This window comes from Corynebacterium drakensteinense (assembly GCF_041224285.1).
Lineage (GTDB): Bacteria > Actinomycetota > Actinomycetes > Mycobacteriales > Mycobacteriaceae > Corynebacterium.
In genome coordinates this window covers 75,405-89,864 of the sequence record NZ_JAXOFP010000002.1, presented here as the reverse complement: position 1 = coordinate 89,864, position 14,460 = coordinate 75,405, and the positions used below count along the sequence as shown (strand labels likewise).

Annotated in this window: 14 protein-coding genes and 6 tRNA genes; 16 read left to right on the top strand and 4 right to left on the bottom strand. The window is 53.5% G+C overall.

Annotated elements, in window-relative coordinates:
* Positions 1 to 28: 28 nt before the first annotated feature.
* Complete coding sequence (locus U1140_RS01830; protein WP_369845897.1) at positions 29 to 631, bottom strand: DUF3000 domain-containing protein; 603 nt, start codon at positions 629 to 631, stop codon at positions 29 to 31.
* Between the two features lie 259 nt (positions 632 to 890).
* On the opposite strand from U1140_RS01830, the gene hemQ reads away from it, so the two are divergent.
* Positions 891 to 1,613 (top strand): hydrogen peroxide-dependent heme synthase, encoded by a 723-nt coding sequence (gene hemQ / locus U1140_RS01825; RefSeq protein WP_369845742.1) that lies wholly within the window; start codon positions 891 to 893, stop codon positions 1,611 to 1,613.
* Between the two features lie 125 nt (positions 1,614 to 1,738).
* Here the strand turns inward: hemQ and msrB are convergent, their stop codons facing one another.
* The 3 genes from msrB to U1140_RS01810 form a co-directional block, all read right to left on the bottom strand.
* Positions 1,739 to 2,143 (bottom strand): peptide-methionine (R)-S-oxide reductase MsrB, encoded by a 405-nt coding sequence (gene msrB, locus U1140_RS01820; RefSeq protein WP_369845741.1) that lies wholly within the window; start codon positions 2,141 to 2,143, stop codon positions 1,739 to 1,741.
* Positions 2,140 to 3,312, bottom strand: a complete 1,173-nt coding sequence (locus tag U1140_RS01815) for a glycosyltransferase family 87 protein (protein WP_369845740.1) — start codon at positions 3,310 to 3,312, stop codon at positions 2,140 to 2,142. Before U1140_RS01815 ends, msrB begins: the two co-directional genes overlap by 4 nt.
* Before the next feature lie 109 nt (positions 3,313 to 3,421).
* Entirely contained in the window at positions 3,422 to 4,126 is a 705-nt protein-coding gene (locus U1140_RS01810; protein WP_369845739.1) for a dihydrofolate reductase family protein, read from the bottom strand.
* A gap of 66 nt (positions 4,127 to 4,192) precedes the next feature.
* Between U1140_RS01810 and U1140_RS01805 the strand changes: the two genes are divergently transcribed.
* The 15 genes from U1140_RS01805 (at position 4,193) to U1140_RS01735 (ending at position 14,455) form a co-directional block, all read left to right on the top strand.
* The gene (locus U1140_RS01805) at positions 4,193 to 5,317 is read left to right on the top strand and encodes a hypothetical protein (RefSeq protein WP_369845738.1); all 1,125 of its coding nucleotides are present in this window, start codon (positions 4,193 to 4,195) and stop codon (positions 5,315 to 5,317) included.
* Between the two features lie 8 nt (positions 5,318 to 5,325).
* A complete protein-coding gene (locus U1140_RS01800; RefSeq protein WP_369845737.1) occupies positions 5,326 to 6,342 on the top strand; it encodes an asparagine synthase-related protein in 1,017 nt (338 codons plus the stop codon).
* Between the two features lie 73 nt (positions 6,343 to 6,415).
* A tRNA-Gly gene (locus tag U1140_RS01795) sits at positions 6,416 to 6,488 on the top strand.
* A gap of 76 nt (positions 6,489 to 6,564) precedes the next feature.
* A tRNA-Val gene (locus U1140_RS01790) sits at positions 6,565 to 6,637 on the top strand.
* A gap of 30 nt (positions 6,638 to 6,667) precedes the next feature.
* Positions 6,668 to 6,740: transfer RNA gene (locus U1140_RS01785), tRNA-Gly, on the top strand.
* A gap of 44 nt (positions 6,741 to 6,784) precedes the next feature.
* Positions 6,785 to 6,855, top strand: a tRNA-Cys gene (locus U1140_RS01780).
* A gap of 33 nt (positions 6,856 to 6,888) precedes the next feature.
* A tRNA-Val gene (locus U1140_RS01775) sits at positions 6,889 to 6,961 on the top strand.
* A 63-nt stretch (positions 6,962 to 7,024) separates the two neighbouring features.
* Positions 7,025 to 7,097: transfer RNA gene (locus tag U1140_RS01770), tRNA-Gly, on the top strand.
* 263 nt (positions 7,098 to 7,360) lie between these two features.
* Entirely contained in the window at positions 7,361 to 7,990 is a 630-nt protein-coding gene (locus tag U1140_RS01765; protein ID WP_369845736.1) for a copper resistance CopC family protein, read from the top strand.
* Positions 7,991 to 8,074: 84 nt separating this feature from the next.
* A complete protein-coding gene (locus tag U1140_RS01760) occupies positions 8,075 to 8,716 on the top strand; it encodes a copper chaperone PCu(A)C (protein WP_369845735.1) in 642 nt (213 codons plus the stop codon).
* A 22-nt stretch (positions 8,717 to 8,738) separates the two neighbouring features.
* A complete protein-coding gene (locus tag U1140_RS01755) occupies positions 8,739 to 10,007 on the top strand; it encodes a Dyp-type peroxidase (protein ID WP_369845734.1) in 1,269 nt (422 codons plus the stop codon).
* Positions 10,008 to 10,169: 162 nt separating this feature from the next.
* Positions 10,170 to 12,230 carry a threonine--tRNA ligase gene (gene thrS / locus U1140_RS01750; RefSeq protein WP_369845733.1) on the top strand — a complete coding sequence of 687 codons (2,061 nt, stop codon included), beginning with the start codon at positions 10,170 to 10,172 and terminating at the stop codon, positions 12,228 to 12,230.
* 16 nt (positions 12,231 to 12,246) lie between these two features.
* On the top strand, positions 12,247 to 12,849 hold the full coding sequence (locus tag U1140_RS01745; protein WP_369845896.1) for an HIT family protein: 603 nt from the start codon (positions 12,247 to 12,249) through the stop codon (positions 12,847 to 12,849).
* Complete coding sequence (gene pgsA / locus U1140_RS01740) at positions 12,849 to 13,472, top strand: phosphatidylinositol phosphate synthase (RefSeq protein WP_369845732.1); 624 nt, start codon at positions 12,849 to 12,851, stop codon at positions 13,470 to 13,472. The genes U1140_RS01745 and pgsA overlap by 1 nt, the downstream gene beginning before the upstream one ends.
* On the top strand, positions 13,469 to 14,455 hold the full coding sequence (locus U1140_RS01735; RefSeq protein WP_369845731.1) for a phosphatidylinositol mannoside acyltransferase: 987 nt from the start codon (positions 13,469 to 13,471) through the stop codon (positions 14,453 to 14,455). The genes pgsA and U1140_RS01735 overlap by 4 nt, the downstream gene beginning before the upstream one ends.
* The last annotated feature ends 5 nt before the right edge of the window (positions 14,456 to 14,460 follow it).

Here is a 14,460-nt window from a genome sequence, read left to right as displayed (position 1 = left end):
GTGGATGGTGTTACTAGGGGAACAGGTGTTACGAGTGAAGTTGGCTGACGCCTTCTGGGGGAAGACCAGCGACGTGGGCGAGAACTTCTGCGAATGCTTCTACGTGATTGGACAACTCATTATTTTCTGCGGTCCACGACGCGCGCATTTCCAGCTGATATGCGCGCGGTGGTCCGCCTACTTCACCGAAACGCACCGAAGTTGTCGAGGTCACCGTTCCGCCAAGATTGGTGAACCCTGCGGTATGGGCCTCTAAACCTTCGCTGAGCCACTGCCAGGCGACATCGGGCAATAGGGGATCAGTGGCGACCGATGATTCCATGTCAGCTTGAATATAGGCAACCAGCCGCATTTCGCCATCCCAGGATTCCTGGGCGCCCGGGTCGTGTAACAGGATGAGGCGACCGAAAGCGTCGCCGTCTGAGTTCGTGGGAATAGCTGCAGACTCACGATGTTCGACTTCTAAACCGATGGCATGGCTAAAAGGTGCTAGGCGCTGCGGGGGCCGGATTGTTCCGAGCGAGATACCTTCACGCAGGCGTGCCTGGTGCATAGATTCCACGGCGGCCGTAAATGCCGGTGGAGTCAGTTTCCGATCCGGTGTGGAGGAGGCGGATCCCCGCGAGTTCATCGACGCATCTGTGTCATTCACAAAGTTCAACCTAATGTTGAGACTCTGCATAGTGGTGAAGGCGCGCCGTGGGGTAGAATCGCCTGTAGAACCACCGTTCGCGTGGTCACTTTCGGCGAGTATCGTTGTGGACTGCGTGAATACTGGTGGTGCACGTGTGCGGTTCACAGCATGGCATGCACCGTGCTTGACTCAACAGAGTGTTTCGCGCTCGACGGAGTGCCTGGCGCTCGACAAATTTGTAAACCAGGAGGTTTCGATGGCGGATTCCCACAACGAAATTAATTACGACGAACTCAACAAGGTGCAGCGTTACAGCCAGCACGCGGTCTTCAAGATCCAGGATAGTTTCACCGCCGGCGACCAGGCATCGCGCAACAAGATCGCGGCAGAAGCGCAACAATTCTTCGATAATCTTGTCGATGAAGGCGTGGTCACCGTTCGTGGCATTTATGACCTCGCGGGCATGAAGGCAGGCGCAGACTTCATGATCTGGTGGCATGCAGAAAATTTCGAGGATCTCCAGGCCGCTTTTTCTGCGTTCCGTCGTGAGACCGCGTTGGGCAAAGCTAGCTCGCTGGTCTGGGCTGGTAATGGTGTACACCGGCCGTCTGAATTCAATAAACGGCACTTGCCCGCCTTCATCATGGGCGAAGAGCCTGAAAAATGGTGCTGTGTGTACCCGTTCATTCGTTCGTATGATTGGTACATCATGGACGAAGAAAAACGCGCGCGCATTCTGCGTGAGCACGGTATGAAAGCACGTGATTACGCAGATGTGCGTGCAAACACCATTGCCGCATTCGTGGTCAGCGACTACGAATGGATGCTTTCGTTCGAAGCAGACGACTTGGGGCGCATCGTGGACTTGATGCACACCATGCGTTACACGGAAGCTCGCTTGCACGTTCGCGAAGAACTGCCGTTTTATACCGGACGCATGGTAGAAAACCTCGACGAATTAGTGCAGATTTTGCCTTAGGTTCATCGGGGACTACCCATACTACGCACACCATGATGTTCCGCGCGCTAACCCGACATGTGCCTGTTAGCGCGCTTTTTCAGTGGCTTAGCGTTGTAGATACTTCCGGTCAAAACTGCGGTTGCCTATTCAGCTTCTGTGAGTGTCATCGCAATTGAATTAATGCAATAACGCAGGTCCGTTGGTGTGTCGTAACCTTCACCGGCAAACACATGGCCTAAGTGCGAGTGACAACTAGCGCACAAAACTTCGGTGCGTACCATGCCTAGCGAGCGATCTTCGCGTTCGATTACGGAGTCGCCGGCTAACGGGGAAAAGAAGGATGGCCAGCCGCAGTGCGAAGAAAATTTCTGGTTGGAACGGAATAATTCTGCACCACATGCGCGGCACGAGTAAATGCCTTCGGTGGTGGTATCGGTGTATTCGCCTGTGTGCGGTGCCTCGGTGCCGCCTTCACGCAACACACGAAACTCTTCTGCGCTCAGGCGCTTCCGCCATTGGTCATCGGCAATCAGAGAAAAATCTGTCATGTCCGATATTCTACGTCAGCGTGGCGCACATGCTGTCGCAACCAAGCCACGGAGCAGACAGCTGTGGTCAACAGCAACAGCCCCCAGCCTAAGGTGGCACTGAAAAAATTCATCCACGTGCCGATAGGGAGTGTGGCCGTTGATGTCCACGCCATCGTCCAGTTCAAAGGCGAAAGGAATAAGACTGCCGCTAGCCATGAAGGCCAAATGTGGAATACGCTGTATTGCCGTGTGAAGCTAAAAATCATCGGAAACAGCAGCATTGAATAATACATTTGCCCCAGTGAAGACAAGAAAAATACGCCGCAGAATAGCACCCCGGACGTGGTGACCAGCCACAGCAAATGATCGTGTGTGCGGACTGCAAGAAGGGCCAGGACTGCGATCCCCGCCAAGGCGGCGAACAACAACCACAGCGGATAATACAGCCATTCAGGCATCGCAAAATATTCTGCAAGGCCGGGCAGCGAAGAATTTGCGAAATCGCGCGTCTGACGCAGATGTGGGACGAGCTCAGCACGGTAATTGCCAGCTCCCGGGGCAATGGGCCAAGCGATGACGTTCAACACCACGGGGACCGCGATTCCGATTGCGATTGTGGACCACCAGCGCATTATCAACGGGAGGAATAGCAATGGCGCAAACTGTGGCTTAATGACGATCGCGAATCCGATAATCAGCCCCGCTGCCCAGCGTGCCCAGCGGTAGTTTTTGGTGAGACACCAGAGATAGCCGACTAATGCCAACAACAACAAACCGTTAATATTTGAAAAAATCAACGTATTGCGCACAGCTTCAGTCATGGTCGCGATGACGATGCTGAAAGGCAACACTGCGCTGCGCAGCGAATAGCCAAACATGCGGGTCAAAATCGCTAACGAAGCGACAATACCAGCGGCGTTAGCGAAAATGAATAACGCGCGCGCGAGCCCAGCGTCGTTGATCAAGCCCAACGGTGACAGGATCAAGGTTGCGCCGGGATTATAAAGATACAGCGGATCGGTGTGGTGATACACCTGCTCGTAGATATTCTCGCCATGGACAAACCGCTGTAACGCGGCGTACACAGTGGTGAAATCGTCGGTGACAGCACCATTCAGACTGTCGACAAATACCAGCTGCAGACCCAAGATGGTGGCGAGTGGCCACAAAATTAGCGGGGCGAGCACCTGTAAATGAGTGCCTACTAGGCCAGCTCTTGTCCCATCTCGTTGTCCTGACGAAATTTTTCCACCTGCCATGCTCGCTGTGTTTCTCGCTGTTTCCATTGCTTTGAGCTTAGCTGTCGCCTCGACCATAGCGCAGGAAAATAGTGCTGTCCGGGCATGATTGCACAGATTCTAAATGCATATTTTGGGTAGCGAGGCGGTCGCTGGGGTCGCGGGTGATAGGAGATTCCACCGCTGAGCTCAGTGTCGGGTCGAGGGTGAGATAGAACTGATCTACGGCATTCATGGCGATCAAGCCTCCGAAAATTGCAGGTCCACCTTCGCACAAGATTCGCTTGAAACCTAGGTGCTTTAGCGTGTCAATCCAATTTTGCGGGTTTCCATCGTTGACGTTGTGAACATCTCCAAATTTTTCAAGGCGATGGATTAATGGTTTCTTTGTCGAATCTGACAATGAGTTATCAGGGACTAGGAAAATATGGGGAGTGAAATAGTTGTAAAAAAATTGTTTCTCCCAATGAAACTCCATAGAAGCGGTCACTACAGCCATGCGAGCAGGGACAGGGGAGTTCTCCGTCGGCTGTACACCAAAATAATTTTCTGAACGTACTGTTTCCGCCCCGACTAGTACGACGTCACACCAGTCCCGCAATGCATTGAGGAGTTTACCGTCAAGGTCGTTGCCGAGCGCCTTTGAACGGCCGTCAATTGTAGCGGAGCCGTTAAGAGTACTCGCGCAAATTGCGCGTACCGAAAGTATTTCCGGGGTCGGACTTGTTGGCCCAAGTAAATCTTTCAGCAGAGGCTGGTCCATGATTCTCCAAACATTGGTGCTCTCGTTGTCCGAGGACGAAATTTTGTTAGTCGGTATACTTATATTATGTCTTCGCAACCGGACCTATCACGATTCATCCAAGGTTGGGAAAAAGGGGTAGCTACTCAAAGCCCGGAGGAACGCCTGTTAGACGTCTGTGACGTTGCGGTTCGCGATCCGCGGGCGGAATACGCTGCAAAACGCTGGATTATTGATGAAATGGGTAGCGAATGGGCGTTGCAAATCGCACGATGGTTCGGTGGTTCCCCGACGTTCGGTGATTGTCTGACAACTTCTGATGAGCGGTTCGCTGATATCACTGGCTTTCTCACGAGTGTGGCTTGGTATGCACGGGATTGCGGGCACCCGGCAATAAATGTTGTTGGTGATGCGGACGTCGATTCAGCAAAATCATCAGCGCAACAATTTGCCTTAGTCTTCCTCATGCTCCAGTCTTCTCGGTTTGATTTCAATTGCCGGGAAATTGAGAACATCCTTGGTCGGCATTTCCAGGCAGTTGATGTGAACAACGTCGGTACTGTCTTCGATCTGTTCGCAAAAGTTTCGCGCGGTGACAGGAGGTTCTATAGTGATGCTGAAATTGAAGCGATTTTTGTTGAAACTCATTCATTCAAGCTCAGACAACTCATAGTTCATGCATTATGGCTTGAACCCAGCCCGAGCGAGGGTCAACTTCTCGAAGAACTGGCGCATCGTTTAATTAGGCAAGATCCTACAGACGCGATCTCGTATATGAGATATGCGGAAGGGCTCAGACGAAACCAAGACTATATAACGGCCGTCGAAATCCTTGATGAGGGGCTGGAAAAACTGGATGCAAGCGAAACCTTGGTGCATCAAGATTTTGTCAGGCAAAGAATGATGGTAGTGCAAGAATTGCAGGCGGAAGATCGCTTTGATCGGAAAGTGCAGAACTTTGATGAAGAGTTAGAAAAGGTCGTTAAACGGATTACTGAAGACATGCGGGCGGAGTCGCAGAAAATGTTGTTTCGTTCGATTGAACTGCTGGGATTGTTTATCGCGCTGCTTGGTGTGCTTGCGGGTACGGTTGGAATGGCCTTCATAGGTCAACTCGCATGGCATGAACGAGTACTCATCATGCTTAGTTCATCGACTATGGTCGTAGGCTTCTTCTTCTTGCTCATGTATATCATCAGAAAACAGAAATAGGATTTAAGATGCACCTTTTCGAAACCCCGTTAACGGACAATCCGGAAGAATATTTGCCTGAAGGGTGGCAAGAGGAAATTCCGCGAAAACATGACGTTACGGATGAAGCATTAGCGGTCAACGAGGTATTGCGGTACGTGCGCTCGCGGTTACAACTAATTATTAATCGTGCACAGCAACCGCCAGTCTTGATGTTATCCGGCGGAATAGACTCGATTCTCATCGCCGCTGTTTTGTCTGAATTGGAACCAGCAAGTGCTGCTATCACCTTTCACTCGCCGAATTCTGCGGATACACAAATAGAAGTTGATAATGCTTCCCAGGTTGCTAAACTTTTTGGGCTTGATCACTATGTTTTAGCTCCCTCGAGTGAGGAATATAGAGCTGATATAGGCAGAGTTGTGCAAAGGCTAGAAACTACCGAGCCGTGGGAAGTATTAGCAGGCTATGTATATTTTTCGGTTGACCAATTTTGCCTACGTCGAAATTTAACTGGGCCGCTCATATCCGGTGCCGGCGCCGATGTGCTTACGCTCGGTGGCAAAGATTTCGTGCCACGAGAAAATGATGTAGAAACGATCAATGCGTGGGCTAGCGAGGTTCAATCAGAGATAGCACGAACTTTTACTGAGAAACGTTTTATTCCCGATTTTTATGACAGGCTCCTCTGTCGACCAGAGAACCACTATAAGGTTTGGCAAACGACCTCGGCTGTGGAACTTGCACGACGCTTGCATCCTGCTGCTGTCAGAGGTCAAAAAATGGACCTGGACAAAAAAATATTTCGCACAGCAGCCGCAAAAGCGGGAGTGCCAGAAGAATATTGCTTTGCACCGAAATCTCCGATGCAGATTTCGAGTGGAGGGCTTGCGGGTTTGATTTCTGCTGCTCGAGAAAGTCTTTCAGAGCATTATGGCACGAAAACTTATTCTGACCCTCTGACAGAACCCCTGGAATTCACGGTTGCTCGATATTATCTCCAAACGCTGCATAATGAACGTAGCGAAGAGGATTCGGAAAAGTAGCGTTAACTAGGGGATTTGGTGTTTAGCACGGTTTAACGCTAGAGTCTCTTAAGCAGTGCACAAGGCACTGTTTGCGGATGTAGCGCAGCTGGTAGCGCATCACCTTGCCAAGGTGAGGGTCGCGAGTTCGAGTCTCGTCATCCGCTCAGCGAACACCATGGGTTTCGTTTCAGTCTCACTGGAGCAAACCGTGGTGGACGCAGAGTGAAAACTCCATATTTAGCGCGATTAGCTCAGTTGGTAGAGCACTACCTCGACACGGTAGGGGTCACTGGTTCAAGTCCAGTATCGCGCACAGAGGGCACATCTCACGGTGTCCTCGCCCGCGGATGTAGCGCAGCTGGTAGCGCATCACCTTGCCAAGGTGAGGGTCGCGAGTTCGAGTCTCGTCATCCGCTCTGGTTCCCAGAAATGGGTATCCTTATAGAGGCGGTATCGCCACGGTGGAATGGCCGAGTGGTGAGGCAACGGTCTGCAAAACCGTGCACACGGGTTCGATTCCCGTTTCCACCTCTACTCGCAATGGCAGCAACGCTGTCATTGTCGGCGCGATTAGCTCAGTTGGTAGAGTACTACCTCGACACGGTAGGGGTCACTGGTTCAAGTCCAGTATCGCGCACACGGGAGCTGCTCGATTACCTTCGAGTAATCCCCAAGGAAGCCGGGCCTGTGGTTTTCTTTCGCGGATGTAGCGCAGCTGGTAGCGCATCACCTTGCCAAGGTGAGGGTCGCGAGTTCGAGTCTCGTCATCCGCTCTGGTTCCCAACATTGGGTCTTTCCAATAGCTGGAGCAATGCACCACCTCTTCATCGTAAGGGGTGGTGCATCGCTATTTCTCGCCATAGTCTTGTCGTGCCTATGAGCACTATTCTCCGTGTGATTACCCACGTGCATTGTGTGCAGCATTACAGCACTAAAATGTAGCCCGGCTGGAACTAAAGGGTCATGCTTGCCGACTACTCCTATGCCGCTTGTCGGAAATTAGAGAACGAGTTATTAACACGGAGGCTGAAAACTAATGAGCGCTCACGCTCGTAAGACACCAGTGCGCCGCCTTGGCGCCGGCTTAGCTGCCGCAACCTTGAGTACCGCTGGTCTGTGGTCATTCGCACCACAAGCCTCGGCTCATGACGTTGTGGTCGAGAGTCACCCCGCAGATGGTGCTGTAGTCGAGGAGTTCCCAGAAAGCATCGTTCTCGAGTTTTCTGGTGAGCCGCGCGAAGGGTTCAACACCATCGCGGTAACTGATTCGAACGGCGAAATTGTATTCGAAGGTGAACCAGAGCTCGATGGTCGGATTTTGACCGTCGACGTCCCTGATGACGTCGACGCTGCTGACGGATCATATTCCGTGGGCTACCAAATCACGTCTTCTGACGGCCATGCCACCCGTGGTGGACTCGAATTTAGCGTCGGAGACGCAGATTCTGCATCATCTGGGGATACAGACACGGCGGCGCAAGATTCGAGTAAGGGATCCACTGACGCTGCTGACGAAGCTGGCTCCGAAATGTCTGACGATGCCAGCGCCGACGAAGGTGGGGCAAGGGTTGTCGCCAACGTTTTGATCGCTGTCGGCGCAATCGCGGCAGCGATCGCGGTCATTGTCTTGTTGGTACAAAAACGCAAGCGTTTCGACGATAAATAATTCCCCGGTGACCCAAACCGCTTGACAGACGGTTCATCAATCAATTCGGTTCGCCATTAATTTTTTGAAAAGGATGGAAACACCATGAAACACCCCGCATTAGCACTGCCTGCTCTCATCGTCACCGCAGGACTGACGTTGGCCGCATGCTCGAATGACGACGCAAACACCGATTCTGCTGCGACGACTGCCGCCGAAAGTTCTGCCGCTGAATCCACCGATTCCGTGAGTGACAGCGACGCCGCCGAAATGATTACGCTGGAAGATGGCGTCGTCAAGGCGAAAGAAGCGGGTGCACCGATGACCGCCATTTTCGGTGAGATCAAAAATGATTCGGACAAAGACATTACGGTTGCAAGCTTCACTACAAGCCTTGGCGACGCGCGCTATGAAATTCATGAAGTTGTTGATGGTGCCATGCGTCAGCGCGAGGAAGCATTGAGCATCAAGGCAGGAGAATCGCACGAGCTCAAGCCCGGTGGCGACCACTTGATGATCATGGAATATGACAAAGAGATCGCAGCCGGCGATGAAATCACAGTGACCTTGCAGCTGTCCGACGGTAGTGAGGTAGAGCTGGCTGCAGTGCCAGTGCGCACTATCGGCGCTGGTGATGAAAAATACGGTGATATCGAAGGCCACGGTGCGCACGATCACGGTGGACATGGTCACGAGGGCCACGGCGAGCACGGGCACGGCGACCACGGCCATGGCGAGCATAACTAAGAACGCATAAGGAGCATGTCCCGTGGCTGGTTTTTCACGTCGTCACTTCCTCGCAGGACTGGGTACTGGTGCATCTGCGGCTGCGTTGCATGGCTGCGTTAACTCGCAGCAAGCGTCGAATAGCAGTAATGCAGCTAGCCGTAGCGAATCCGGTGCGGATGGGGCTGCTGATGTGAGGTTGCAAACCGCAGTTGTCGACTTCGACGGTGCGCACCAGGCAGGCATCATGGAACCGCAACAAGCACGGGCAAACGTCGTCGCGTTTCACCTGAAAGATGGGGTGGACCGGGATGGCGTTCGTCGGTTACTGAAATTGTGGACTGAAGATGCACGGCGGTTAACCGCAGGTATTGCGCCTCGCGGAACCCTCGAACCAGAATTGCTGCATGCTCCAGCAAACCTCACTATCACCGCGGGTTTTGGCCCTAGGCTGTTTAGCGTAATTGGCGCTGAAGAACAGCGGCCAGACTGGCTCGAGCCCATACCGGAATTTAGTCGCGACAAATTAGATTCGCAGTGGGCAGAGGCTGATCTGTTGCTACAGATCGCGGCTGATGAACCACTTACAGCTACCTATGCATTGCGGCACATGGTCCGCTCGGGCGTTGATTATGTCGATGTTGCGTGGTTGCAGCAAGGATTTTCTCACGCAGACGGTGCCCGTACGCAGAGCACGACTCCACGCAACCTGTTTGGTCAATTCGACGGTACCGTCAATCCGCATACTGCCGAGGAGTTCGCCAACCAGGTATTCGTGCAGGAAGATTCGTCGGACCCGGCGTGGATCCACGGCGGTAGCGCCATGGTCATTCGCCGCATTCGAATGAACCTGGACACTTGGGAGAAATTGGATCGGACGTCACGCGAAAATGCGATGGGACGCAAACTTGACTCCGGTGCCCCGCTGACCGGTAGCGATGAGCATGATGACCCAGATTTTTCTGCACGCGATAAATTCGGCCTTCCGGTTATCGATCCCACCAGTCACATCGCGCGTGCACATCATCCGGACGATAAGCCGGAACAAAAGATTCTCCGGCGGCCATTTAGCTATGATCTTCCGCCAGAACCTGGTGACGGACAATTGTCGAATTCTGGGCTAGTTTTTATCTGTTTCCAGCAAGATCCTCGGAAGCAATTCATTCCGATCCAACAGCGACTCGACGAAGTTGATCGGCTCAATGAATGGATCACGCATATTGGCTCGTCAGTCTGGGCCATCCCACCCGGAACTGATGCTACGGGGCGCACGCGTGATGAATATTGGGGACAATCGCTGCTCGAAGCGTAGCGATTTGGTAGAGAAGACCAGGTATGGGCTCCACGTTGCCAGCATTGCTAGCCCTAGCTACTGCGTGTGCACACTGAGGCGCTAAAATGGGCCAGTAACTAGTTTTTTCAGGTTGCGGCCAGGTATGCCGCAGCCTATGAGCGCAAAGGAGCGCAAGCTTTCATGGTCCATGCACTTGAGCCACTGGCAAACCCGTCCGAATCTTTTTGCGTGACTGCCGGCACCGCCGTCGGCGCGGCGATGAAGGATCTGGGATATCCGAACAAGGGGCCGGAAGCAGTCGTCTGCGTGAAAGACGCAGAAGGAGTTCTCAAAGATCTCAGCCACGTTCCTGACGTCGATGGTGAATTCTGGCCGGTGATTGCTGGTTCCGAAGATGGAAGGGGAGTGATCCGCCACTCCTGCGCCCACGTGTTGGCACAGGCCGTGCAAAAAGAATTCCCCGGTACCAAATTGGGTATTGGCCCAGCGATCGATAACGGCTTTTATTACGACTTCCAGGTTGCAGAGCCCTTTACGCCAGAAGATCTGAAAAAGATCGAGAAGCGGATGAAAAAAATCATCAAGACGGGGCAACGATTCTCACGTGGGGTGTTTGCTGATACTGCCGATGCGGAAAAAGCTCTTGCCGACGAACCCTTCAAGCTAGAATTGGTTGCTGACAAAGGCAACGTGGATCCAGATTCCGACGAGGCAACCGAGGTTGGCGTTGGCGAATTGACCTATTACGACAACCTCAACCCGCGAACGGGTGAAGTCGAATGGTCAGATTTGTGTCGCGGTCCGCACATTCCAACGACGAAGTACATCCCGGCATTTAGCCTCACCCGGGCATCAGCTGCTTACTGGCGCGGTGACCAGTCACAGGCCGACCTGCAACGTGTTTACGGCACCGCATGGGAATCCACCGAAGCTCTCGATGCGTACCAATTGATGCTGGAGGAAGCAGAAAAGCGTGATCACCGACGACTCGGTGCAGAACTCGACCTGTTCTCGTTCCCCGATGAAATCGGTTCTGGGTTCCCTGTCTTCCACCCGAATGGCGCCACCGTGCGTATGGAGATGGAAGAATTCTCCCGACGTCGCCACATCGCAGCGGGCTATTCCTTTGTCAACACCCCGCACTTGACGAAGGGTGATTTGTTCCGCAAATCCGGGCACCTCGATTTTTATTCGGAGGGTATGTTCCCACCGATGCAGCTTGATGGCGAATACGACGCCGAGGGTAACGTCACGAAACCGGCGCAAGACTACTACGCCAAACCGATGAACTGCCCAATGCACAACTTGATCTTTGCCTCGCGTGGTCGTTCCTACCGCGAACTGCCATTGCGCCTGTTCGAGTTCGGTACGGTTTATCGCTATGAGAAATCCGGCGTGGTGCATGGATTGACTCGTGCCCGTGGCTTTACCCAAGATGACGCCCACATCTATTGCACGGAGGATCAGCTCGAAGATGAGCTGCGCAAAGTTCTCGACTTCATCATCTCCTTGCTGCGTGATTATGGTTTGGACGATTTCTACCTAGAGCTTTCGACGAAAGACCCGGCGAAGTTCGTGGGGTCTGACGAAATCTGGGAGCGCTCGACCTCTATCCTGCAGCGAGTCGCGGATTCTTCTGGTTTGGATCTGGTGCCTGACCCAGAAGGTGCGGCGTTTTATGGACCGAAGATTTCTGTGCAAGCGCGCGATGCCATCGGACGTACCTGGCAGATGTCGACGGTGCAGCTCGATTTCAACCTGCCGGAACGCTTCGAATTGGAGTACACCGCACCAGACGGCAGCAAGAAGCGTCCGATCATGGTCCACCGTGCACTGTTCGGGTCGATTGAGCGATTCTTCGGCGTTTTGCTCGAGCACTATGCCGGAGTATTCCCGGCGTGGTTGGCACCGCAACAGGTCATGGGGATTCCTGTTGCTGATGAGTTCGTGCCTCACCTCGAAGAGGTCACGGCGAAATTGCGTGAGCGCGGAATCCGTGCGGATGTCGATACCTCTGATGACCGCATGCAGAAAAAGATTCGTAACCACACCACCGGAAAAATTCCGTTCATGTTGCTGGCCGGCGGACGTGATGTGGAAGCCGGGGCAGTGTCGTTCCGATTCTTGGACGGAACTCAACTCAATGGTGTTGCCGTCAACGATGCAGTCGAGCTGATCGGTGAGTGGATCACTCAGCGCCGCAACGATGCGCCATCGAAGGAGACCTTTGGCACACGGTAACGACAACGCCCAGGACATCGTCCGCGACAATGCTCACGGCCACCAGACCGACCACGTTAACGCTGACGCTCCCTGGGTAGACCAGGGGGCCGGGGAGCCGGACCGGTTGCAGCGTCTGTGGGCGCCGTACCGGAAGGCCTATCTGACGGAAAAGAGTGCTGATCCTTTCGTTGCCGCGCCACAAAAATCGGATGAAGAGAGTCTGATTGTGGCACGCGGAAACCAGGTTTATGCGCTGCTCAACCTGTTTCCTTACAATGCTGGACACCTGTTGGTGGTGCCGTACCGGAAAGTTGCCAATGTGGAAGACCTCGATATCGAGGAATCGCAGGAATTCATGAGTTTTATTCAGATGGCGATTCGGGTATTGAAAAAGGTCTCCAATCCACACGCGATTAACGTCGGCATGAACCTGGGCGGTGCTAGCGGCGGCAGCGTGCGGGATCATTTGCACGCGCATATCGTGCCACGCTGGCAAGGAGATGCAAATTTTCTGACAATAATTGACGGTACTAAGGTGTTGCCGGAGCTTTTGGCTGATACGCGCACTATCCTGGCACAAGGATGGAAAGAAATTTCTGCTGAATTTGCCGATGAAAAGGGAGCTAACTGCCACTAATGCTGAGCGTTCATGGTCGTAAACCCGCGGCAGTATTCGTAGAACCGGTTGCCAAGTTGGCGATTGCCGCTGGCTTAACCCCCAATATGGTGACAGTGATCGGCGCGGTTGTCACGACAGCCATTGCTGTGGTGCTGATTCCAGCAGGATTTTTGTTTTGGGCTGCGGTGCTATCTGGTGCGTTCGCAGCTTTCGACATGATTGACGGCACCATGGCACGGCTAAAAGGTGGCGCGAGTAGATTTGGTGCCACCCTGGACGCTACGTGTGACCGGATCACCGATGGTGCGTTATTCGCAGCGATCACCTGGTGGTTGATCTATGAATACGACGCTCCACAAGCATTGGTGGTCGCATCCTTTATTGTCTTGGTAGCTTCACAGGTCATTAGCTACATCAAAGCTCGTGGGGAAGCCTCCGGGCTGGCGATGGTTGGCGGTTTGATCGAGCGCCCGGAGCGGCTCATAATCGGGCTCACCGGAATTGGGCTGCAAGGTCTTGGCGTGCCGTATGCCATTGACGTTGCACTCTGGATTTTGGCAATTGGTTCTTTGTTCACGGTGTATCAGCGCATTGCCATGGCACGCCGTCTTGATCCGAAAGACGGAAAGGCCACTGCATGACACACTATTCGGAAACCACCACAAACCAACCCGAAGGTAGTCTCCAAGAAAACCTCGCTGCTTACGGATATTTTGCAGGCTGGTCGCTCGTACGGCGTCTTCCACTCCCGATTGCACGGTGGAGCTTCGACAGGATCGCGGACCTGGCCAGCAATGGTGGTAAGGGAGCAGAACAGCTGCGGAAGAATCTTACGCGGGTAGTTGGCGCGGAAAATGTCACCAGAAAACTGGTCCGGGATTCGATGCGCAGCTATTTCCGTTATTGGCTCGAGGCTTTCCGCTTGCCGACGATGCAATACGAAAGCAACCTGCCGCGTCGTCTCGCCGACGGAGTCTCCGGCAGAGACGATTTCGATGCGGCTCTCGCCCGTGGCAAAGGAGTGGTATTGGCCTTACCGCACACCGGAAACTGGGACATGGCGGGTGCGTTCGTTGTGGCGCATTACGGCCAGTTCGCGACCGTTGCAGAGCGAGTCAAGCCAGAATCCTTGTTTGATGCCTTCGTGGAGTACCGGAATTCCATGGGGTTTGACGTCATTCCGTTGACAGGCGGAGATACCCGGCCGTTTGCCTACCTGAAGCAGGTTCTAGAAGACGGCGGAGTCGTCGCCTTATTGTGCGAACGAGACCTGAAAAATTCCGGCGTAATCGTTGACTTTTTTGGTGAACCCGCGTCGATGGCAGCGGGACCGGCCGTGCTTGCCCGCGAAACCGGGGCAACCTTGTTCGCCGTTCATTCGTGGTACCAAGGTGACGACGACGGTGAATCAGCGAATTGGGGCTTGGCCGCCACCGATGAAATTGCTGTCACAGATGTGGAATCTACCACGCAACGATTAGCTGATGCGTTTGCAAAAAATATTGCGCGCACCCCGCAGGACTGGCATATGCTGCAACCCATTTGGCTGCGTGATTTGGACCCTGCGCGGATGAGCCAGCGCCAACGAGAAGCCCTGGCTGCCAGCAGTCCCGACAAGCACTAAGGTTG

Excerpts from the sequence above, each read along its gene's own strand:
- U1140_RS01765 (WP_369845736.1), top strand. The coding sequence starts at position 7,361 with ATGAGCGCTCACGCTCGTAAGACACCAGTGCGCCGCCTTGGCGCCGGC.
- U1140_RS01810 (WP_369845739.1), bottom strand. The coding sequence starts at position 4,126 with ATGGACCAGCCTCTGCTGAAAGATTTACTTGGGCCAACAAGTCCGACC.
- U1140_RS01830 (WP_369845897.1), bottom strand. The coding sequence starts at position 631 with ATGAACTCGCGGGGATCCGCCTCCTCCACACCGGATCGGAAACTGACT.
- thrS (WP_369845733.1), top strand. The coding sequence starts at position 10,170 with ATGGTCCATGCACTTGAGCCACTGGCAAACCCGTCCGAATCTTTTTGC.
- U1140_RS01760 (WP_369845735.1), top strand. The coding sequence starts at position 8,075 with ATGAAACACCCCGCATTAGCACTGCCTGCTCTCATCGTCACCGCAGGA.
- hemQ (WP_369845742.1), top strand. The coding sequence starts at position 891 with ATGGCGGATTCCCACAACGAAATTAATTACGACGAACTCAACAAGGTG.
- U1140_RS01735 (WP_369845731.1), top strand. The coding sequence starts at position 13,469 with ATGACACACTATTCGGAAACCACCACAAACCAACCCGAAGGTAGTCTC.
- U1140_RS01805 (WP_369845738.1), top strand. The coding sequence starts at position 4,193 with ATGTCTTCGCAACCGGACCTATCACGATTCATCCAAGGTTGGGAAAAA.
- msrB (WP_369845741.1), bottom strand. The coding sequence starts at position 2,143 with ATGACAGATTTTTCTCTGATTGCCGATGACCAATGGCGGAAGCGCCTG.
- pgsA (WP_369845732.1), top strand. The coding sequence starts at position 12,849 with ATGCTGAGCGTTCATGGTCGTAAACCCGCGGCAGTATTCGTAGAACCG.
- U1140_RS01800 (WP_369845737.1), top strand. The coding sequence starts at position 5,326 with ATGCACCTTTTCGAAACCCCGTTAACGGACAATCCGGAAGAATATTTG.